This window comes from Tardiphaga sp. 215_C5_N2_1, from assembly GCF_052076055.1.
Classification (GTDB): domain Bacteria; phylum Pseudomonadota; class Alphaproteobacteria; order Rhizobiales; family Xanthobacteraceae; genus Tardiphaga; species Tardiphaga robiniae.
Genome location: NZ_CP197240.1, coordinates 5,961,225 through 5,980,899, shown reverse-complemented (window position 1 = coordinate 5,980,899; position 19,675 = coordinate 5,961,225). Strand labels below are relative to the sequence as shown.

General features: G+C 60.9%; 21 protein-coding genes and 1 tRNA gene. 11 read left to right on the top strand and 11 right to left on the bottom strand.

The features are described 5' to 3' along the window. Positions 1–68: 68 nt before the first annotated feature. On the bottom strand, positions 69–1,013 hold the full coding sequence (epsC, locus tag AB7828_RS28425; protein WP_441231801.1) for a serine O-acetyltransferase EpsC: 945 nt from the start codon (positions 1,011–1,013) through the stop codon (positions 69–71). Positions 1,014–1,566: 553 nt separating this feature from the next. On the opposite strand from epsC, the gene AB7828_RS28420 reads away from it, so the two are divergent. From AB7828_RS28420 to bchE, 8 genes are all read left to right on the top strand, one after another. Next, complete coding sequence (locus tag AB7828_RS28420; RefSeq protein ID WP_068738647.1) at positions 1,567–1,782, top strand: hypothetical protein; 216 nt, start codon at positions 1,567–1,569, stop codon at positions 1,780–1,782. A gap of 194 nt (positions 1,783–1,976) precedes the next feature. Beyond that, positions 1,977–2,129 (top strand): hypothetical protein, encoded by a 153-nt coding sequence (locus AB7828_RS28415; protein WP_086937164.1) that lies wholly within the window; start codon positions 1,977–1,979, stop codon positions 2,127–2,129. A gap of 58 nt (positions 2,130–2,187) precedes the next feature. Next, positions 2,188–3,258 (top strand): LLM class flavin-dependent oxidoreductase, encoded by a 1,071-nt coding sequence (locus AB7828_RS28410; RefSeq protein ID WP_441231800.1) that lies wholly within the window; start codon positions 2,188–2,190, stop codon positions 3,256–3,258. A gap of 532 nt (positions 3,259–3,790) precedes the next feature. Continuing rightward, the gene (locus AB7828_RS28405) at positions 3,791–5,362 is read left to right on the top strand and encodes a CYTH and CHAD domain-containing protein (protein ID WP_441231799.1); all 1,572 of its coding nucleotides are present in this window, start codon (positions 3,791–3,793) and stop codon (positions 5,360–5,362) included. Between the two features lie 340 nt (positions 5,363–5,702). Continuing rightward, entirely contained in the window at positions 5,703–6,320 is a 618-nt protein-coding gene (locus AB7828_RS28400; protein ID WP_441231798.1) for a hypothetical protein, read from the top strand. Next, positions 6,307–6,687, top strand: a complete 381-nt coding sequence (locus AB7828_RS28395) for a transcriptional regulator (protein ID WP_441231797.1) — start codon at positions 6,307–6,309, stop codon at positions 6,685–6,687. The genes AB7828_RS28400 and AB7828_RS28395 overlap by 14 nt, the downstream gene beginning before the upstream one ends. Positions 6,688–6,720: 33 nt before the next feature. Further along, on the top strand, positions 6,721–7,443 hold the full coding sequence (locus tag AB7828_RS28390) for a di-trans,poly-cis-decaprenylcistransferase (RefSeq protein ID WP_441231796.1): 723 nt from the start codon (positions 6,721–6,723) through the stop codon (positions 7,441–7,443). A 19-nt stretch (positions 7,444–7,462) separates the two neighbouring features. After that, entirely contained in the window at positions 7,463–8,989 is a 1,527-nt protein-coding gene (gene bchE / locus AB7828_RS28385) for a magnesium-protoporphyrin IX monomethyl ester anaerobic oxidative cyclase (protein WP_441231795.1), read from the top strand. Between the two features lie 77 nt (positions 8,990–9,066). Here bchE and AB7828_RS28380 read toward each other — a convergent pair. Together AB7828_RS28380 and AB7828_RS28375 are read right to left on the bottom strand one after the other, a co-directional pair. Next, a tRNA-Glu gene (locus tag AB7828_RS28380) sits at positions 9,067–9,141 on the bottom strand. 134 nt (positions 9,142–9,275) lie between these two features. Continuing rightward, positions 9,276–9,617 carry a hypothetical protein gene (locus AB7828_RS28375; RefSeq protein ID WP_089261503.1) on the bottom strand — a complete coding sequence of 114 codons (342 nt, stop codon included), beginning with the start codon at positions 9,615–9,617 and terminating at the stop codon, positions 9,276–9,278. A gap of 67 nt (positions 9,618–9,684) precedes the next feature. On the opposite strand from AB7828_RS28375, the gene AB7828_RS28370 reads away from it, so the two are divergent. After that, the gene (locus AB7828_RS28370; RefSeq protein WP_441231794.1) at positions 9,685–10,695 is read left to right on the top strand and encodes an RluA family pseudouridine synthase; all 1,011 of its coding nucleotides are present in this window, start codon (positions 9,685–9,687) and stop codon (positions 10,693–10,695) included. Positions 10,696–10,908: 213 nt separating this feature from the next. After that, complete coding sequence (gene rpoH, locus AB7828_RS28365) at positions 10,909–11,808, top strand: RNA polymerase sigma factor RpoH (protein ID WP_089261507.1); 900 nt, start codon at positions 10,909–10,911, stop codon at positions 11,806–11,808. 231 nt (positions 11,809–12,039) lie between these two features. Here the strand turns inward: rpoH and AB7828_RS28360 are convergent, their stop codons facing one another. The 6 genes from AB7828_RS28360 to ureC form a co-directional block, all read right to left on the bottom strand. Beyond that, the gene (locus AB7828_RS28360; RefSeq protein ID WP_089261509.1) at positions 12,040–13,689 is read right to left on the bottom strand and encodes a CHASE domain-containing protein; all 1,650 of its coding nucleotides are present in this window, start codon (positions 13,687–13,689) and stop codon (positions 12,040–12,042) included. Between the two features lie 258 nt (positions 13,690–13,947). Continuing rightward, entirely contained in the window at positions 13,948–14,577 is a 630-nt protein-coding gene (ureG, locus tag AB7828_RS28355) for an urease accessory protein UreG (protein ID WP_068733948.1), read from the bottom strand. Positions 14,578–14,769: 192 nt separating this feature from the next. Continuing rightward, entirely contained in the window at positions 14,770–15,510 is a 741-nt protein-coding gene (locus AB7828_RS28350; RefSeq protein WP_441232332.1) for an urease accessory protein UreF, read from the bottom strand. Beyond that, the gene (locus AB7828_RS28345) at positions 15,497–16,162 is read right to left on the bottom strand and encodes an urease accessory protein UreE (RefSeq protein ID WP_441231793.1); all 666 of its coding nucleotides are present in this window, start codon (positions 16,160–16,162) and stop codon (positions 15,497–15,499) included. Before AB7828_RS28345 ends, AB7828_RS28350 begins: the two co-directional genes overlap by 14 nt. A gap of 17 nt (positions 16,163–16,179) precedes the next feature. Further along, positions 16,180–16,479, bottom strand: a complete 300-nt coding sequence (locus AB7828_RS28340; RefSeq protein WP_068733944.1) for a putative quinol monooxygenase — start codon at positions 16,477–16,479, stop codon at positions 16,180–16,182. A gap of 237 nt (positions 16,480–16,716) precedes the next feature. Then, the gene (gene ureC / locus AB7828_RS28335) at positions 16,717–18,429 is read right to left on the bottom strand and encodes an urease subunit alpha (protein ID WP_068733942.1); all 1,713 of its coding nucleotides are present in this window, start codon (positions 18,427–18,429) and stop codon (positions 16,717–16,719) included. Positions 18,430–18,621: 192 nt separating this feature from the next. Here ureC and AB7828_RS28330 point away from each other — a divergent pair, with 192 nt between their 5' ends. Next, positions 18,622–18,951: a hypothetical protein gene (locus tag AB7828_RS28330; RefSeq protein ID WP_441231792.1), complete on the top strand. Its 330-nt coding sequence runs from the start codon at positions 18,622–18,624 to the stop codon at positions 18,949–18,951. Between the two features lie 4 nt (positions 18,952–18,955). Here the strand turns inward: AB7828_RS28330 and AB7828_RS28325 are convergent, their stop codons facing one another. Together AB7828_RS28325 and AB7828_RS28320 are read right to left on the bottom strand one after the other, a co-directional pair. Then, positions 18,956–19,261: an urease subunit beta gene (locus AB7828_RS28325; RefSeq protein ID WP_120288704.1), complete on the bottom strand. Its 306-nt coding sequence runs from the start codon at positions 19,259–19,261 to the stop codon at positions 18,956–18,958. Between the two features lie 108 nt (positions 19,262–19,369). Continuing rightward, on the bottom strand, positions 19,370–19,672 hold the full coding sequence (locus AB7828_RS28320) for an urease subunit gamma (protein WP_068733936.1): 303 nt from the start codon (positions 19,670–19,672) through the stop codon (positions 19,370–19,372). Between the last annotated feature and the right edge of the window lie 3 nt (positions 19,673–19,675).

The following is a 19,675-nucleotide window of genomic DNA, read 5'->3' as shown; positions in this document are numbered from 1 at the left end:
CGATGTGGCATGGCCCGACCACGGGCCGTGCCTGTCGCGACAGCGGCAGCGGGCCGGCTATCCAACCATCATCGCGGGCTGATCTTGCTGCGCACCGATGCCTGCGTCACGAAACTGTTGGGCGGCACGTCTTCGGTCAACCAGACATTGCCGCCGATAGTGGAGCCGCTTCCGACCACGATGCGTCCCAGAATGGTTGCGCCCGCATAGATGATGACATCGTCCTCGATGATCGGGTGGCGCGCATTGCCCTTGATGGCCTTGCCCTCGTGATCGGTCGGGAAGTGTCGGGCTCCAAGCGTTACCGCCTGATAGATTCGGACGCGATCGCCGACGATGGCAGTTTCGCCGATCACGACACCGGTGCCATGGTCGATGAAGATGCTGACGCCAAGACGCGCGCCAGGGTGAATGTCGATTCCCGTTGCGCTATGCGCCAACTCGGCGATCAACCGCGCCACCATCGTTGCCCCGAGATTGTAAAGCAGGTGCGCGACGCGGTGATGGATGATCGCCACCATGCCGGGATAGCCAATCAGGATTTCGGGGAAGCTCGTTGCAGCAGGATCTCCCACGAAGGCGGCCCTGAGATCGCTGACCAGCCTGCCTCGGATCTCCGGCAGCCGGGCGGCGAAGTCGCGCGTCAACGCAACGGCATCCTCGAAATGTCGCTCGGTCGGTGCACCGTCGGAAACGAAAGTCTGCCCGCGGTAGACTTGCTCGAGCAAGCCATCCAGCGCGGCGCCCAGTTTGCCTTCGACAAACGCATCGATGCTTTCGGTGCCAAAATCGGAGCGGCCGTAATGCCGGGGAAACAATGCCTCGGTGAGGCTCTTGAGCACGTCCGCGAGGGCTTCGCGCGACGGCGCCCGTCTGCTCGGCCCACGCTGCCAGATATTGTGGGCAACATCGCGGGACTCGCGCAGCCCGGTAACGATCGTACCCAGGTCCCAGAGTGGCGCCGGACCGTCCCGATCTGTGTCTTGCTTGACGTCCTCGGCAACCCTCGACATCGCGGCTCCCCTGTTGCGATCTCACGCAGCTGCAACTGTGACTCATGAGCCGAGGACAAGGAATTCCAAAAGTGCAGCATTTTCGATACGTCCATGCTTCCTTCTCACGCGCTCACGTCACGTACCCTTCGCTTCCGACACGATCGCGGTCGGGCACTGAACCAGCGTGGCGCAGCTCCCAAGTCTGTGCACGCTGCGTGGCGGAACGATTTCGCGGCGGTCGGATGGCTGCGGCCGTCGCCAAACAGCCGTTCATTCGCCGCCCATGCCTGCGCGCAGCATCGTCGTCATTGCGGTGCCGATAAATTTGGATGGCCATTTCATTGACGAACGAACGCCGACGTCGGATATTCCTCACACAGATTATGCACTTCGGAATGCCTGCAATGACCGCATATGAGACAACAGTAGTGAGCCAGTCGCGCAAGCGCGTGACCTGCCGCTGCGTGTCCGCGGCCACCGGCGCGTGTTGTTGATTCCGGCGTAACGACTCACACCGAACATCCCATCACTCACCGATAGGATCGCTGCCTCGGCGGCGAACAGAACGCGCATGTCCAATGCCTATGTCATCGAAGTCTTCAATCGCACTGCCGGAATCGTCGTCGCCGAAGAGCGCGGATTTCGTTTCTTTTCATCAGAGCCTGCCTTCGACACGCTCGAAGGCGACCATTTCGGATCGGCCCGGGCAGCGGAACGCGCGGCTAAGGCACTCATGGATCAGCGAAGTCACAAGGCTAGCCAATCCCGTATCGCCACGGCCCGCTGAGTTCGAGACTGTCCTCGCCCGACCAGAATGACAATCAGCGTCGAACGAACAAAATTGCCCGGCGCAGACGGCATGGAGAATATTACTCCACGCCGGAACGCCCCGGCGTGCTGATCATCATTATTTATAGCGCGCGCTTGCGTAGACCGGATTTATCGCCTTGTTATCTGCAAATGTTGCGTTGGAGAACGATGATGCGTGAACTATCCGCGGAAGCCCGGTTGCATAACCGTGCGCGCGCGTCGTCGAACCGCACAGCGGTGCGCCTGCACACGGCTGCCGTTTACGGCGCATTTGCGCTAATCGCAGCCATCGTGTTCGGCGCGACATCGGTGCGCCCATTTTGATAACGGCACGGGACGGTGAGTCGCACGCAAAAATGCGATCCCATCGTCAGAGGACATCATGAGCGATCGTTCGGAGTTTCTTTGGTACATCCCGAATGACGTGAAGGCAGGTCACCGCGGCGATGTCGTCGACCCAAACCACAACAGCGTCGAGACGCTTGCCGACCAGGCGCAAGCGCTGGAACGTCATGGGTGGCAAGGCGCGCTGATCGGAACCGGCTGGGGAAGGCCGGACACATTCACCGTCGCGTCAGTGCTGGCGGCCCGAACGACGAGTTTCGAGCCGCTGATAGCCATCCGTCCCGGCTATTGGCAGCCGGCGCATTTTGCATCTGCCGCAGCCACACTGGATCAATTGAGCGGTGGCCGGGTTCGCATCAATATCGTCTCCGGCAAGGACAATCTGGCGGCTTACGGCGATGACGAAGCCGACTCGTCGCAGCGATATGCGCGGACCAAGGAATTCATGCGCATCGTCCGGCGGCTGTGGACCGAAGAAAACGTCACCTATTCCGGCGCACATTTTCGCGTCTCTGACTCAACCGCAGCGCCGCGCATCGTCCAGCGCGGCAGTCGCCGCCATCCGAAGCTGTATTTCGGCGGGGCGTCGGACGCGGCCGAGCATGTCGCCGCAACCGAAGCCGATGTCCAGCTCTTCTGGGGCGAACCGCTTGGCGACGTCAAACAGCGCATCGAACGGCTCAAGAGCTTAAGTCAGCGCCTCGATCGGGATCTCCCGCCCCTGGAGTTTGGTCTCAGGATCACAACGCTTGTCCGGGAGAGCTCGGCCGAGGCCTGGGCTGCGGCGGAAGCCAAGGTTGCCGACATGGCGCGGAAAGCAGGCGCGGGCTGGAACGACCACGGCCCTGCCATCGCAATCGGCCAACGGCGACTGCTCGACCTGCAGGCCCGCGGCGACGTCCTCGACGACAATCTCTATACGGCACCAGGAAAATTCGGCGCAGCCGGCGCTGGCACCACCTGGCTGGTCGGTTCGGCATCTGAAGTGGCCAGCTCGCTGCAGAAATACCGCGATCTCGGCATCAAGTATTTTATCCTGTCCGACACGCCCTATCTGGCGGAGATCGAGCGGCAAGGCAAAATACTCCTGCCTTTGCTTCGAGACTAATTCGGCTTCCGCCGGACCGCTTTCGCTCCGACGAGGTAACTAAGCGGATATCGCTGCCCCGTTCGCGATACTCCGGCGCGCAAATTTAATTGCGGCGGCCTGCCGTAAGTGATTGAATTTTCAGCAACTCGACTCAACTAATGATGGAGATACTTTCGCCAGCGAGGTTACTGCCATGCTTGCCGAGAAGTTTTTTCTGGTGCTCGAGACAATCAGAAGTCACGCCTCCGATGATAAGCCATCCAATGGTAGATCATCTCCAGTCGTGACCGGTCCCGTACCGCAGACCCCGATCAAACCGCCAAGCGAAAAGCAAATTAAGGCCGCCAACTGAGGCAGCGTTTTGCTTTTCACGAATGTGGGCGTTCGCACCATTCGAACAGCCCTGAGTCCCGCTGGTCCCGATCGATCCGGAAATTGCCGTCGTAATTTACCGCGTCATTCCATCGCCATCTTGGGCATGTCTTGCTAGTGTCATAAAACATGATGCGTGCTTCCGATGGAGTTACCATTGAACGCCCAGCAGCCAATCGTGCCCGATTCTGCTGGCGCAGCAATTGCTGTACGACCGGGTGAACAGGCGGAAATCGAACTTAAGCTGCTGGCGCCGCAAGGTATCCTCGAAAAACTGCGCGAGATCCCCGTCATCGTGCAGCATGCGCGCAATCGCGGCGTGGTCCGCCGGTTGGAGACAATTTATTACGACACACCGGAGGGGGCGCTGTTTCAACGCGGCATGTCGCTGCGCGTGCGACGCAGCGGCAAGCATTTCATTCAGACATTGAAGCTTCTGCCCGACATCGGGCGGCCGTTGGCGCGACGACAGTGGGAAACACCGGTTGACGGCATGACTCCCGATCTGGCGCGGCTTCCTGTCGCCGAGATCGGAGATCCGGTGACGACGCTTACGCCCGATGCGCTCGTGCCAACGTTTGCGACAAGAGTTCGCCGACATGCACGGCAGCTCGATCTGCCTGATGCGTCAGTTGAAGTCGCCTTTGACGTGGGGACTATCGAGGCCGGTACGCGTCAAGAAGTCCTGTCCGAGATCGAGCTCGAATTGAAGAGCGGCAACGCCGGTGCGCTGTTTGATCTCGGAACGCAGTTGCTCGATGCCGAGCCGCTGCAGGTCGGCACACGAAGCAAGGCGGAACGCGGCTATGCGCTGGCGTTCGACGTCGTGCAACCGGCGGTAAAAGCCGACCCCGTCAACATCACTGCCGAGCACGCGGTTGACGACGTCATTGCGCTGCTGGCGGGCGCCTGCTGGCATCATCTCCTGCGCAATCACGCGGTGGCAAAGGCGGGATCCGACCCCGAAGGCGTGCACCAGATGCGCATCGCTCTGCGCCGTTTGCGCACGATCTGTGCGCTGTTCCGGCGCGAGATCCCATCGCCCTCGTTCGAGGCGATCAACAGCGAAGCGAGGTGGCTGATGCGACAGCTCGGCCGAACCCGCGATTGGGACGTTTTCGCCGCCACGATCGTTTCTCGCGTGGCGACGACGACACCGGAGGTCGACTTCAGCGGCTTGCGCGAGGCAATCGAGCGACAGCGCAAGTCGAGCTATGGCAGCCTGCAGGCGGTTCTCGACGATCCGCGCTACAGCCGTTTTCTGCTTTCGCTCGGGCACTGGGTCGAGCGCCGCCGCTGGCGCAACGATATCGACAGCGATGCGCTGGCTGTCCTGTCGCAGCCAATGCCGGCGCTCGCCGACAAAATTCTGGCGCGACAGCAGCGGAAGGTGCGCAAGCGTGGCACGCACTTCCGGCAGCTCGACATCGCTGCGCGGCACAGTCTCAGGATCCAGCTCAAGAGGCTGCGCTATGCGGCCGAATTCTTCTTGCCACTTTACGCCGGCCACGCGCCCGCCAAGCGCTACGTGGCTCGGCTCGCCAGGCTCCAGAAGAGTCTGGGACGCGTTTGCGATATCGCAAGTATCCGCGGATTGCTCGGTTCCGTCAGGCAGGACGATCAGGCCGCGCTTCACCTCGCCATCGGCACGGTCACCGGCTGGCAGGCCCGCGACGAGATTGCGGCCGCGAAAACGCTCCGCAAGAAATGGCGGCGCTTCAAGGCGACGCCGGCATTCTGGGGCCGGTAAAGTCGTCGCAGGGTCCCAAATCCGTTTCAGACCAACGAGCGGATGCTCGAGCGCGCACCTCAAATTGTGCGGCAAACGGCGGTCTTCGATCGAAAACAGCCGCAGCAGTCAACGCCACCGCTGCTCGGATTCGTGGTTTTGCTCTGAATTGGCTGAAAAATGACGCGCCGCTCAGGATACAACTGCGAGCTCTTATAACATTGAAATTGCTATATAATTCACCCCGAACCACCATTTCCGCAGGCAGTCGACAAGATGTCAGCACGCATCCCGTGATCCAACGGGACTTGCGTTTACTTTGCACACGCGTATACTTTGCACTGTAAAGTTGAGGTATGAGATGCGCGATCTCGACAAGGCGTTGGCCGACATTTTCGCAATCCGCAGCCAGATTGCCGTCGGTACAGCGTTTCACGGCTATGGGCCGGCAGTTGTCGCCGCCACAGGCGGTTTGGCTTTGGTCACCGCGGCCTGTCAATTCCTGTGGCTTGACGATCCGACCGGCCATCCGCTGATCTTTTTCTTAGGCTGGGCTGCGACCGCGTTTGTGTGCGTTGGAATGATCTGGATCGAGATGCAGGCGCGTTCGCGGCGGCATCATTCGGGTCTCTCCGACGCCATGATTCACCAGGCCGTCGAGCAATTTCTACCGGCCGGCGTTGCAGGTGCTTTACTGGCTGTGATGCTTTGGAAGTTCGCTCCGGAGACGCTGTGGATGCTCCCCGGCCTGTGGCAAGTGCTTGTAAGCTTAGGGGTGTTCGCATCTGTCCGTTCGCTACCGCGCACGGTCGCGTTCGCGGGCGCTTGGTATTTCGTGGCAGGCTTTGCGGTTTTGATGCTGGCAAGCGACAGCCACGCTCTGTCGCCTTGGACGATGGGCCTGCCGTTCGCGATCGGGCAGTTACTTATGGCTGCAGTCCTGCACTTTGCTTCCGGAGATATCGATGTCGAAGACTGAAGCGAACAACGCGCCGTTCTCCTACGACGGCCTCGATCGTGTCATTCATGAAAAGGCAAGGCTCGGGCTGTTGACCTCGCTCATGGCACATCCCAAAGGATTGGCTTTCGCCGATCTCAAGCAACTCTGCGGACTCACCGACGGCAATCTCAGCCGTCATCTACAAGTGCTCCAGGAAGCCGGCCTAGTCGAAGTCACCAAGGGCTACGAGGGCAACCGCCCTCACACCAGCTGTCGCCTTACAAAAATCGGCCGCCGCCGCTTTCTCGACTACCTGACCGTGCTTGAACGGCTGGTTCGTGACGCGGCGAAGGCTGCCGGCAAGCAAGACGCCCCTTTGGTTCGTCTCGGCATCCGCCCTGCATAAATTCCTCCATTTTTTTTAAAAGGAAGCTTTGTAATGCAAAGTAGTCTCTCATCCAAACTTCATATCGGCATCATCATGGACGGCAATGGGCGTTGGGCGACCCGACAGCGTCTGTCCCGCTTGCGTGGGCACGAAGCTGGCGTCGAAGCCATCCGGCGAGTCGTTGAGGCGGCGCCACAGCAAGGTGTCGGGACGCTCACCCTCTATGCGTTCTCAAGCGACAACTGGCGCCGGCCGAAGGCAGAGGTGGTCGCCCTGATGGGGCTGCTGCGAGTCTATTTAAGTAAAGAAGTTGATAGCTTGGTCCGCAACGGCGTCCGTCTCAGCGTGATTGGACGCCGCGATCGCCTTCCCGACGGCCTCAATGAGGCAATAGGGCGCGCCGAAGATGCAACAGTCGGCGGGGGCGTTCTACATTTGCGCGTCGCGATTGACTACTCCGCCCGCGATGCGATTTTGAACGCAGTTGCTCAAGCCGCCGGGCTAGATGATCTCACACGCGCCAACTTCTCGCGTCTCGTCACAGGCGAACCCGAGCTTCGCGACGTAGATCTCATCATCCGGACCAGCGGCGAGAAGCGATTGTCCGACTTCCTGCTTTGGGAGAGCGCTTACGCCGAACTGCATTTCACCGAACGGATGTGGCCGGATTTTGAAGCCGAAGATCTCGCAGAAGCGCTGATGTCGTTCCATCGACGCGAACGCCGGTTTGGCAGCCTGCAACCAGTGGCTCCTGAACCGGCCTTGAGCCTCTAGCGCGCCAGGAGCATCTTTCATGCGCATTCTCTTGATCAACGTGCCACACCCGTCGATCGGCAGCCGGATTCCGGACGACCACTTGCCACCACTGGGCCTGCTCGCGGTTGGCGGGCCATTAATCGACGACGGCCACGACGTCTACTTGATCGATGGCGAGTTCGGTCCGATGTCGACGCAAGCTATCGTCGCTGAAGCACTCGGCTTTTTTCCTGATGCTGTGCTGTTTGGCCATTCTGGTTCGACATCCGGCCACCCAGTCATTTCAGAGGTTGCACATTCCATCGCCGCGGCCCTTCCTCAAGTTCACATCATTTATGGCGGCGTGTTCCCAACATATCATTGGCGAGATATTCTCGCCGAAGAGCCCTACGTGACTGCGATTGTACGTGGCGAAGGTGAAGAGACTGCGCGACGCTTGATAGCAGCACTTCAAAACGACCTACATTTCGCCGAGGTACCGGGTATAGCCTATCGCGACATCAATGGCCCCCACGCAACTCGACAGGCCTCGGTGATCCGTGATCTCGACGCTTACCGAGTCGGCTGGGAACTCATAGACCACGCACGCTACAGTTATTGGGGAGGGCTGCGGGCCGTGGTGGTCCAGTTCTCGCGAGGTTGCCCGCACCTCTGCAACTATTGCGGGCAACGCGGATTCTGGACGCGCTGGCGTTACCGCGATCCCGTCCTGTTCGCAAAGGAACTGGCGCGCCTCTACCGCGAACATGACGTCAAGGTGATCAATTTTGCCGACGAGAATCCGACGGTTTCAAAGAAAGTTTGGCTGGCGTTTTTGGAGGCCCTGATCGCAGAGAACGTTGACCTCATACTGGTCGGATCAACACGGGCTGACGACATCGTTCGCGACGCTGACATCCTCCATCTCTACAAGAGGGCGGGATGGGCGCGCTTTCTGCTGGGGCTGGAGAACACCGACGAAAAAACGCTCGAACTCATACGCAAGGGTGCTGCAACCGCGACCGATCGGGAGGCTATCCGCTTGATGCGCCAGCATGGCATTCTGTCGATGGCCACCTGGGTCGTGGGATTTGAAGAAGAAACCGATCGCGACCACTGGCGCGGGTTGCGTCAGTTATTGTCGTACGATCCCGACCAAATCCAGATGCTCTATGTCACGCCCCATCGCTGGACGCCTTACTTCAAATTTGCTGCCGAACGGCGGGTTATCCAGACCGACCGGCGCCGCTGGGACTACAAGCATCAAGTCCTTGCCACTCGTCACATGCCGCCTTGGCGTGTGCTGCTCTGGTTCAAGTTTACAGAGATGGTCCTTCAGGGCCGCCCAAAGGCCATTTGCCGCGTACTATTCCATCGTGACGCGGGCCTGCGTCAGGCGATGCGCTGGTACACACGGATGGGCCGCCGGGTCTGGCCTTACGAGATTCGCAACTTCCTGCGCGACCGCCGTCTGAAGAAAGGGCCAACAGTAGCCCAGTTCTGGGGGGCTCCCCAAGACACCGAAGAAGAATCCATGTCCGTTACACGACCGGAGCATCGGACCAGCGTTCAAAAGGTCGCCTAAGAAACGTTTGGGTTACGCACTACCGAATCTGATCACCGAGGACGAGATTCACAGTTTTATTCCGAATGGTGACAATTTGGCGCTCCGTAAGGGAATCGAACCCTTATTTTAGCCTTGAGAGGGCCATGTCCTAACCGTTAGACGAACGGAGCGTGCGCGGGAGGGGATAGCCGGGAATGGCGGTGGCTGCAAGATGCTGCCGCCCCCTCGCCCACTTATATGGTTATGGTTCGCAGGCGAACCCTTGGGTTCGTTTTGACGAACCCTTGGGGTTCGCAAGCGAACCTCAGGGCTCGCTGGCGAATTTCAGCGTTCCCGCGGGTTTCAGGCTCTTGGCGTCGAAAGTGCGGATTTCGGTGCTGCCGCCGACGTCCAGCGTCAGCACGATCCGGTCGCCGGCTACCCCCGTGGAGAGGATTTTGGCGCCTTTCGGCAGGGTCGCGGTCGTCGCCGACGTCACAGTGCTTCCATCCGTGCGGAAAAGGCGGTAGCCGATCACAACGAGCAGCGCGCCGACGCCCAAGGCGGTGGTCAGGCCCGCGATCAGCATCATGCGGCGGACGCGCGCGATCATGGCGGCCTGTTCAAGGGTCGGTTCGGGCGCGCTATCGGCGGCGGGCTGGGTCATGCAAACACTCGTCTCTTAATTCACGGCTCTCGAAGCAACACGCTTCTGTCAGGTAAGGCTTTACGGAATGAACGATCAACGGCTGGATGTCACGGTGCAGGGCGACGAAGGCTCGACCCGGCTCGATCGCGTGCTCGCCGTGCGCAGCCCGGCTTTGTCGCGGTCGCGGCTGAAGGCGCTGATCCTCGCCGGCCAGGTGACGATCACCCGGTCTTCGCAAGACCCCACCCCCGTGCGCGACCCCGCTTATCATGTCGCTGCCGGCGATACGATCACAATCGACGTGCCGCCCGCCATCGCGCCGGAGCCCGAAGGCGAGGATATCGCCCTCGATATCGTGTTCGAGGACGAGGACGTCATCGTCATCAACAAGCCCAAGGGGCTCGTTGTGCATCCCGCCGCCGGCCACGAGACGGGCACGCTGGTGAACGCGCTGATCGCCCATTGCGGGGCATCCTTGTCGGGGATCGGCGGCGTCAAGCGGCCGGGCATCGTGCACCGGCTGGACAAGGACACCACCGGATTGATGGTGGTCGCCAAGAACGACGCCGCCCATGCGTCGCTGACGGCGCAATTCGCCGATCACGGCCGCACCAACGAGATGCGGCGCGGCTATATGGCCTTCGCCTGGGGCATTCCGAACCGGCCGCGCGGCACGGTGGAAGCACCGATCGACCGGCATCCCCATGCCCGCGAGAAAATGGCCGTCCGCGAAGGTGGCCGCGATGCCGTCACCCATTGGGAAGTGCTGCAGGAATTCCCCGATCGCCACGGCAAGCCGATCGCCACCCTGCTCGCTTGCCAATTGGAGACCGGGCGGACGCACCAGATCCGCGTGCATCTGGCGCATATCCAGCATCCGCTGATGGGGGATTCGGTCTATGGCTCGCATTTCAAGACCAAGGCGTCGTCGCTGGGCGTAAAGAGCCGCGCCGCGCTGGAAGCGCTCGACCGGCAGGCGCTTCACGCCTATTTGCTGGCTCTGGAGCACCCTCGCACGGGCGAGATTCTGGAGTGGACCAGCGAGCTTCCTCACGATTTGGCGGTTCTGAGAGCCCATATGGCCGTGCCAGAATGACGCAGATGCATATAAAAAAGTAAGCCTTTCCAAACGCTTATATTGGCCCCACGGGAACGTGACAGGGAATTCACTTTCAATACGCTTGTAGTAGGGTGTATGTTGCACCTGCGTCAAATGAGACGCGGAACATCGCAGCCAGGGCGGCTTTAACAAAGCGCTCGCTGCCTGGCCCGCCGCTATCGGGGGTCTGAACCACTGGAGGGCATCATAATGGCCCGTACAGCTACCCTTCCGGTTCTCAATGGAGAATCCGGCCTCTCGCATTACCTCGCCGAGATCCGCAAGTTTCCGATGTTGGAACCTCAGCAGGAATATATGTTTGCCAAGCGTTGGCGCGAGCACGACGATCGCGACGCGGCACATCACCTTGTGACCAGCCATCTGCGACTCGTCGCCAAGATTGCCATGGGCTATCGCGGCTACGGTCTGCCGATCTCCGAAGTTGTCTCGGAAGGCAACGTCGGTTTGATGCAGGCTGTGAAACGCTTTGAGCCGGAGAAAGGCTTCCGCCTGGCCACCTACGCCATGTGGTGGATCAAGGCGTCGATTCAAGAGTACATCCTGCGTTCGTGGTCGCTCGTGAAGATGGGCACCACCGCGAACCAGAAGAAGCTGTTCTTCAACCTGCGTAAGGCGAAGAGCAAGATTTCCGCCCTGGACGAAGGCGATCTTCGCCCCGACCAGGTGAAGCTGATCGCCACGCGTCTCGGCGTGACGGAACAGGACGTGATCGACATGAACCGCCGCCTCGGTGGCGACGCGTCGCTCAACGCGCCGATCCGTGACGACGGCGAAGCCGGCGAATGGCAGGACTGGCTGGTCGATAACTCGCCCAATCAGGAAACCATCATGGCGGAGCACGAGGAATTCGATCATCGCCGTCAGGCGCTGAACGGCGCCATCGGTGTCCTCAACCCGCGCGAACGGCGCATCTTCGAGGCGCGTCGCCTCGCCGATGAACCGATGACGCTGGAAGATCTCGCCTCGGAGTTCGGCGTCTCGCGCGAGCGTGTCCGTCAGATCGAAGTCCGCGCCTTCGAGAAGGTGCAGACCGCGGTCAAGGGCACCATCGCCAAGGCGGAAGCTGCCGCTCTGGAAGCTGCGCACTAATAGGCGCGGTTGATACGACAAATACGAAAGCCGGCGGAAACGCCGGCTTTTTTGTTGGGTGAATGGAAGCTAGAGCATGATCCCGAAAAGTGGATACCGGCTTTCGCCGACGAACGAGATCGTTTGTCGAGAGATCATGCTCCGATAAAGAACATTGTTCCGACGCCCCGTGGCGCACGCGTCCCCGCAAACCAGGTGAGGGACATCGCTTCGATTGGCAGAGGGGATCGATTATCTGATCGGCTTCGCCAGCGCTTCTGTCCGGTCGCGCTCGGTCATGTCGATTACCGTTTCGACGGGTGCCGTCAGTTCATAGACGTAGGACACGTCGGTGAAGTAGCGCTTCGCCGTACCACCTAGCGCTTCCGGCGCCACGCGATCGAGTAGCACCAGACCGAAATCGCTGTCCGGGCGCCGCGTTGCTTCGCTGGTGTTGAACTCTTCCCAGCGGAAATTGAACAGCCCATCCGGCTCGCTGCCCGTAATCTCCCAATGCGCAACAATATGCGGATGCTTGCCGACCAAAGACAGGCCCTCGTCGGAATGCGAGGCCAGTTCAAAGAACAGCAGCGACAGGCTCTGCGCGGCGCGCGCGCTGACAATGATATCCGGACCTTCCAGTGCGATACGGTCGGCATGCGGGATCGCTCGCGCCTCGAACAGGCCCTTGAGCTGCACGCCCTGCCACTGGCTCTCGCTCAGCAGCGACACAACATTCGACATCGCGTGAATACGGCCGATCAGGAGATCGCGCGCGTTGTCCACATCGGAGCCGTGGCGCAGCGTGCGTGTCACGATGGACTGGATCACCGCCAAAATGTTTTTCACGCGATGATTGAGCTCGTCGATGACGGCGGTCAGGCGACGTTCGAAGCCGATGCGTATCTCCACCTCGCGCCGCAGCCGCAGATTGGCGTAGGAGACATAGCCGAACAGCCCGCAAACAATAGCCGTCAGCGCGAGGCCGAACCCGCCGACGATGATCGCGGTGCGCTGCGCGCGCAGCTCGGTATTGACCTTCGGATAATAGCCCAGCGACCAGTCACGCCCGCCGAACGAAACCGTGCGCAGGACTGCCAGCGCAGGACCATTCGCCACCAGCGGGCGCGCCGTTACCCTGCCATCGTCGTCGGCGACGATTTCGCCATCAGCGACGCGCGGATCTTTCAACGCCACCGAGAACAATGACATCTCGTCATTGGCCAGCATCAACGGTCCAAGTTCATAGGAGAACGACACGAAGCCCGCCGGCGCGGGATCGCCTTCGGGCACAACTGGCGTCACCAGTACCAATCCCAGTGGTCCATCGGGCTGCTGCAGCGGCGTGGGGCTGGAGGCGACCGGCTTGCCCTCGTTCACGGCGCGCACCAGCGTTGGACCTGTGACGGGAGAGAAATTCAGGGCGCGACCGGCAAAGCCTTCGGTGACGGAATTGCGCGGCTCCACATCCATCAGCACGTCGAGCGGCTGCCCCAGCGCCCTGGCATCGAGGCGATCGTCGTTGTAGCTGCGGATCGTAGGATTGCGGTAGCCGGCACTGGCCAGCTCCGCGCTGGCGGCCGCGAATTCGTTCGGCTGCAGGCGAGCGATCCAGGCGGCAATCGCGAAATCGGTCTTGAAGGCGTAGATCGAGGCCCGCAGCGGCTGCAGCATATTGGCCTTCATGACCGTCGGCGCACGAAACAGCCCGGCTGCGACGCGCGCCAGCAATTCGCGCTCGGTCAAACGCTCCTGCACCAGGCTGGCATGGATATCCACGGCCCGGCCCAGCGCGATATTCTCGATCGCCAGCTCCTGGTCATGCACGCGATAGGCCGCAAGGCCGGAGAGCAGAGCTCCGACCAGTGCCAGTAATGCGATGATGAAACCAAGCCGGACCACACGGATACTCGGGAAATTAGGACGTTGCTGCCGGGTCAGCGGCTCAGGAGTATGCCAATCATGCCGGAACAATTTGGTTCCAGCCCGATGGAAATTATTTCCGGACCGGACAAATCTTGAAAAACAGGCTTAACGCAATATCACACGACACATTAGCCGACGGGCATCGACCAGCCCGTCGTTATAGCCAACCCAATATGAACGCCTCAAGTCGAAGCCCGCTCGTGAGAACTACGGCAGAGGCCTTATTCACAAGTCTCAGGCGACCGCCTTGGCCTTAAGGCCGCCCTTGCTCTCAATGAATGAGATAATCCGGTCGAGACCTTCCTGCGTCTTCATGTTGGTCATCACGAAGGGCCTGACCCCGCGCATCCGTTTGGCGTCGACGTCCATCTTCTCGAGCGAAGCCCCGACATAGGGCGCCAGATCGATTTTGTTGATCACCAGCAGGTCGGAGCGCGTGATACCCGGCCCCCCCTTGGAGGGGATCTTGTCGCCGGCCGCAACGTCGATGACATAGATGGTGATATCGGCCAGTTCCGGCGAGAAGGTCGCCGCGAGGTTGTCGCCGCCGGACTCGATCAGCACCATGTCGAGATCGGGAAACTTGACGCGCATGTCGGCAACGGCGGCGAGGTTCATCGAGGCGTCCTCGCGGATCGCCGTATGCGGACAGCCGCCAGTTTCGACGCCAGCAATGCGATCCGCCGTCAACGAGCCCGAGCGCACCAGATATTCGGCATCCCACTTCGTGTAGATGTCATTGGTGATCGCCGCGATGTCGTAGCGCTCGCGCATGGTCTTGCACAGCAAATCCATCAGCGCGGTCTTGCCGGAGCCGACGGGACCGCCAATGCCGACGCGGAGCGGACCGTGAAAACTGGACATGTCAGGGGTGCTTTCGGTTGAGGATGAAGCGACGGCCCTCATCCTGAGGAGCGGCGGCTTCGCCGCGTCTCGAAGGATGTGCCAAGCAACTCATGGTTCGAGACGCGCGCCAAGCGGCGCGCTCCTCCAGCCGGAACGCGATTGCGTTCAGGCGACCATGAGGGGTCAGGTGTGTGATTTGAGCTGGAGCCATCATGACCTGAACAGCCGCGTATACTGCGTCTCGTGACGCATGCTGGCGATGTCAGAGCGGAATGTCGCACCGCCGAGATCGTCGAGGGATGCCATCATGGCACGATGGCCGGTGGTCACGACGACAGGCTCCAGCGCTGCAAGTACGCGCTGGCTGTCGGTCTGGCCGAGCGGCACCAGCCGCGCGCCCGCGGAAATCCAGTTCGAGACCACAGCGTGGAAGAAACCATGCATCGTTGCGGAGAGCGGCACACCATGGGCGGCGCTCACAAGTCCGACGGCAACGGGATAGACAATCGGGCTGTCGCATATCGCGATCAGCCGCTCCATACCCTCATGCGACCAGGCATTGCGTGCGATCTCGATGAAGGCCTTGCCTTGCGTGGTGGTCTCCAGCTGACGTTCCCTTGATGGCACGAAGGCGCTGGCGAGTTCGGCAACCTCGCGCAATGCCTTGTCGTCGCCGTCGGACGCCGCGCGGTGCACATGCGCGAGAAACACGCCATCGCAAAACCCTGCGCCATCGGACAGCATCGCCGACAACCAGTCCTGCAGGCTGGCAGCATCGGTGATGTCGCCTGCTTCCACCGCCCATTCGATACCGCTGGAATAGGAAAACGCGCCGACCGGAAAAGCCGGCGACAGCCAGGTCATCAGCCGGTACAGCGCAGCGCCTTCGTCGGCAGACAAGGCGGGAGAGTCGTTCGGCGGGCTGTCGTCCGCCGCTTTATTTGTGGTCATGAGCATGAGAATGACCGTGGTGGTCGTGCTTGCTGTCGTGATCATGATGATGATCGTGACCGCAATGCTCGTCATGGACATGCTGGTCATGGCCATGACCGGCATGACCGTGCGCGTCATGGCTGTGCCCATGGTGGTCGTGCCCATGATCGTCGTGACTGTGTCCATGATCGTGATGAGCATGATCATGATCATGATGTCCATGACCTGCCGGCTCATGCGCAGCGGCATAGGCGCCGCCTTCGGGATCGAACGGTGCTTCGATCTCGATGACCTTGGCGCCAAGACCCTTCACCATCTCCTCGATGACATGATCGCTGCGGATGCGCAGGCCCTTGGCCATGATCTGCGTCGGCAGATGGCGATTGCCGAGATGCCATGCGAGCCGCACCAGATGGCCGGGATCGGTACCACGGATCTCGATCAGTGGCTCCGGCGCTGCGACCACCTCGATCAGGCGGCCGTCTTCCAGCACCAAAGCGTCGCCGCCCCGCAGGGCGACGGCGTTTTCGAGATCGAGCAGGAATTCCAGTCCGCGCGTCCCCGTCATCGCCATGCGGCGACGATGACGATCGTCGAAGTCGAGAACGACGGTGTCTACCGCCGCCTCTTTCCAGTTGTATTGGCCTTTGACCTCAGTCGCGCGGATCATGGAATCTCTCGTTTGGTTTAACGCACCACGACGTCAGCCGGGGTGATGATTTCGATCTTCGGAGGTGCGCTGAAGCATTTCACCGCGACGCGGCCGAAGGTCTTCATATGTTCCTGCGTCCGGTGCGGCACCAGTGCCTCGGCATTCTCCCATTGCTCGACGAACACCATGCGGGTCGGATCAGTAACGCTCTCGTGCAGATCATAGGCGATGTTACCCGCTTCCTTGCGGGTCTCGGCGATACAAGCCTTGGCAGCTTCGATCAGTTCGGCGCGGGCTTCGGGTTTCACGGACAAAGTGGCAACGACGTAGATCAAGGGGAGTCCTCCCGGTTTGTTGTTATGGCTAAGAATGCCGGGACGGACATTAGGGGGGAATGCGAGGGGGAGGAAGGGGGCGCTTTCTTATCCCTCCCCCTTGCGGGGAGGGTGGCCGCGCGTAGCGCGGTCGGGTGGGGGTGCCGCAAACTCCTGAGCGTGCGGAAACACCCCACCCCGGCCTATCGGCCGACCCGCTGCGCAGGAGGGAGGGAGACCGCAACCGTCGAGCTCACCTCAATACATAAAGTACCTCTGCGCCATCGGCAGCACTTCCGCCGGCTCGCAGGTCAAAAGCTCGCCATCCGCCCTCACCTCATAGGTCTCCGAATCCACCTCGATCTTCGGCGTCGCGCCGTTATGGATCATGCTCTTCTTCGAGATCCCGTCGCGGACATTTTCCACCGCATAGAGCGACTTCTGAATGCCAAGCTTCTTGGCGAGACCGCCGGCCACCGCCGCACCCGATGTAAACACCACCGACGACTGGGTCAGCGCACGGCCGAAGGCGCCGAACATCGGCTGATAATGCACGGGCTGCGGCGTGGGAATGGACGCGTTCGGATCGCCCATCGGGGCCGCCACGATCGAGCCGCCCTTGATCACCAGATCCGGCTTCACACCGAAGAACGCCGGCGACCACAGCACCAGATCCGCCATCTTGCCCTTCTCCACCGAGCCAATCAGCTTCGAGACACCATGGGCGATGGCGGGGTTGATCGTGTACTTGGCGATGTAGCGCTTGACGCGGAAATTGTCGTTGTTGCCCTTGTCTTCCTTCAGCGACCCGCGCTGCTTCTTCATCTTGTCGGCGGTCTGCCAGGTCCGGATGATGACTTCGCCGAGCCGGCCCATGGCCTGACTGTCCGAAGACATCATGGAGAGTGCGCCGAGATCGTGCAGGATGTCTTCGGCGGCGATCGTCTCCTTGCGGATGCGGCTTTCGGCAAACGCAAGATCTTCCGCAATGGAGGGATCGAGATGGTGGCACACCATCAGCATGTCCAGATGCTCATCGATGGTGTTGCGCGTGAATGGCCGTGTCGGATTGGTCGATGACGGCAGCACGTTCTTGAGGCCCGCAACCTTGATGATATCGGGCGCATGGCCACCGCCGGCACCTTCGGTATGGAAGGCGTGGATGGTGCGGCCCTTGAAGGCCTTGATGGTGTCCTCGACGAAGCCGGACTCGTTCAGCGTGTCGGAATGCAGCATCACCTGCACGTCGTAGTCGTCGGCGACGCTGAGGCAGTTGTCGATCGCGGCAGGCGTGGTGCCCCAGTCCTCGTGCAGCTTCAGCGCACAGGCACCGGCATTGATCATTTCCACCAGCGGCGCGGGCTTCGAGGCATTACCCTTGCCGGAAATGCCGAGATTGACCGGGAACGCATCGAAAGACTGGATCATCCGCGCGATGTGCCACGGACCGGGCGTACAGGTCGTCGCGAAGGTGCCGTGCGACGGGCCGGTGCCGCCCCCTAACATCGACGTGACACCGGACATCAGCGCGTGTTCGATCTGCTGCGGACAGATGAAATGGATGTGGCTGTCGAAACCGCCGGCGGTGAGGATCTTGCCCTCCCCCGCGATGACGTCGGTGCCGGGACCGACATTGATGGTCACGCCCGGCTGAATATCGGGATTGCCGGCCTTGCCGATGGCGTGGACCATGCCGCCCTTGAGTGCCACGTCGGCTTTCACGATGCCCCAGTGATCGACGATCAGCACGTTGGTGATGACGGTATCGACGGCGCCCTGCGCGCGCGTCGCCTGCGACTGCCCCATGCCGTCGCGGATCACCTTGCCGCCGCCGAACTTCACCTCCTCGCCATAGATGGTGAAGTCCTTCTCCACCTCGATGATCAGATCGGTGTCGGCGAGCCGCACGCGATCGCCGGTGGTCGGGCCGAACATGTCGGCATAGACGGAGCGTTTGATTTTCACGGGCATGAGATCAAGCCTTCCCAACGATGGAAGATGAGGAGAGTGGATTCGAACGCAGCGATGCCGCCGGGGACGCAGACATCCCGATCAGTGCGCAGCCTGCGCCTTCGTTCATTGACGGCGTGACCCGCGACTTCCATAGCTTCGCGCACCCCAACAAGGCGCGCGGCGTCGGGATCTGAAGCGGAGACCGATATCGTGAGATGGAAGAACGTCTATCCATTTGCTGCGGCATGCCTGCTGTTCGCGCTGACGTTCTGGCTATACATGACCCGCGTCATGTGGCTCGGATTTCCGGATGGCTTCATTGCCGAACTGGACGCCGCTGAAGCGATCCTCGTCACCTGGTTCAACTGGTTCAGCATCGCTCTGGGCATCTGGTTCGTGATCCTCGGCATCCGATCGTTCCGTAACGATATCGGACGTTGGTCATTATACAGCTCTCTTCTGTTCGTCTCGGTCGTCGTGATCTCGCTGGCCATCGATCGATATTTCCGCTCGTTCATGATGGACAGCGCCGGCGGCTAGGCGCTCAGAGCTTCCCCATCACATCGCCGCGGAAACCATAGATCGTGCGTTTGCCGGCGAGTTCGACCAGTTGCACATCGCGGCTCTGGCCCGGCTCGAAGCGCACGGCCGTGCCGGCGGCGATGTCGAGGCGCATGCCGCGAGCTTTTTTGCGGTCGAATTTCAGCGCCGGATTGGTCTCGAAGAAATGATAGTGCGAGCCGACCTGGATCGGCCGATCGCCGGAATTTGCCACCGTCAGCGTGACGGTCTTGCGCCCGGCATTGAGCTCAATCTCGCCGTCCTGGATGAAGAGTTCGCCGGGGATCATGTGACCTCTCGATTTTCTCGGTGTCATGGCCGGGCTTGACCGGCCATCCACGCCTTAGAGCGCTGAAGATGGATGCTCGGGTCAAGCCCGGGCATGACGGAGTTTGAACTAGCGGATTGGTTCGTGCACCGTGACGAGCTTCGTCCCGTCGGGGAACGTCGCTTCCACCTGAATGTCATGGATCATCTCGGCGATCCCATCCATGCATTGCGCACGGGTGATGACCTCGGCGCCGGATTTCATCAGCTCGGCAACGGTGCGGCCGTCGCGCGCGCCCTCGACGATGAAATCGGAGATGATGGCGATGGCCTCGGGATGGTTGAGCTTGACGCCGCGCTCGAGCCGGCGTCGCGCCACGATGGCGGCCATCGAGATCAGGAGCTTGTCTTTTTCGCGGGGAGACAGGTTCATTGC

What these genes read in the sequence shown, in the direction of transcription:
- AB7828_RS28345 (WP_441231793.1), bottom strand. Translation starts at nt 16,162, where the DNA reads ATGATCCGCGCGACTGAGGTCAAAGGCCAATACAACTGGAAAGAGGCG.
- AB7828_RS28390 (WP_441231796.1), top strand. Translation starts at nt 6,721, where the DNA reads ATGCAAAGTAGTCTCTCATCCAAACTTCATATCGGCATCATCATGGAC.
- ureC (WP_068733942.1), bottom strand. Translation starts at nt 18,429, where the DNA reads ATGCCCGTGAAAATCAAACGCTCCGTCTATGCCGACATGTTCGGCCCG.
- AB7828_RS28375 (WP_089261503.1), bottom strand. Translation starts at nt 9,617, where the DNA reads ATGACCCAGCCCGCCGCCGATAGCGCGCCCGAACCGACCCTTGAACAG.
- bchE (WP_441231795.1), top strand. Translation starts at nt 7,463, where the DNA reads ATGCGCATTCTCTTGATCAACGTGCCACACCCGTCGATCGGCAGCCGG.
- AB7828_RS28400 (WP_441231798.1), top strand. Translation starts at nt 5,703, where the DNA reads ATGCGCGATCTCGACAAGGCGTTGGCCGACATTTTCGCAATCCGCAGC.
- AB7828_RS28410 (WP_441231800.1), top strand. Translation starts at nt 2,188, where the DNA reads ATGAGCGATCGTTCGGAGTTTCTTTGGTACATCCCGAATGACGTGAAG.
- AB7828_RS28350 (WP_441232332.1), bottom strand. Translation starts at nt 15,510, where the DNA reads ATGACCACAAATAAAGCGGCGGACGACAGCCCGCCGAACGACTCTCCC.
- rpoH (WP_089261507.1), top strand. Translation starts at nt 10,909, where the DNA reads ATGGCCCGTACAGCTACCCTTCCGGTTCTCAATGGAGAATCCGGCCTC.
- AB7828_RS28395 (WP_441231797.1), top strand. Translation starts at nt 6,307, where the DNA reads ATGTCGAAGACTGAAGCGAACAACGCGCCGTTCTCCTACGACGGCCTC.
- ureG (WP_068733948.1), bottom strand. Translation starts at nt 14,577, where the DNA reads ATGTCCAGTTTTCACGGTCCGCTCCGCGTCGGCATTGGCGGTCCCGTC.
- AB7828_RS28320 (WP_068733936.1), bottom strand. Translation starts at nt 19,672, where the DNA reads ATGAACCTGTCTCCCCGCGAAAAAGACAAGCTCCTGATCTCGATGGCC.
- epsC (WP_441231801.1), bottom strand. Translation starts at nt 1,013, where the DNA reads ATGTCGAGGGTTGCCGAGGACGTCAAGCAAGACACAGATCGGGACGGT.
- AB7828_RS28415 (WP_086937164.1), top strand. Translation starts at nt 1,977, where the DNA reads ATGCGTGAACTATCCGCGGAAGCCCGGTTGCATAACCGTGCGCGCGCG.
- AB7828_RS28325 (WP_120288704.1), bottom strand. Translation starts at nt 19,261, where the DNA reads ATGATCCCCGGCGAACTCTTCATCCAGGACGGCGAGATTGAGCTCAAT.
- AB7828_RS28420 (WP_068738647.1), top strand. Translation starts at nt 1,567, where the DNA reads ATGTCCAATGCCTATGTCATCGAAGTCTTCAATCGCACTGCCGGAATC.
- AB7828_RS28370 (WP_441231794.1), top strand. Translation starts at nt 9,685, where the DNA reads ATGAACGATCAACGGCTGGATGTCACGGTGCAGGGCGACGAAGGCTCG.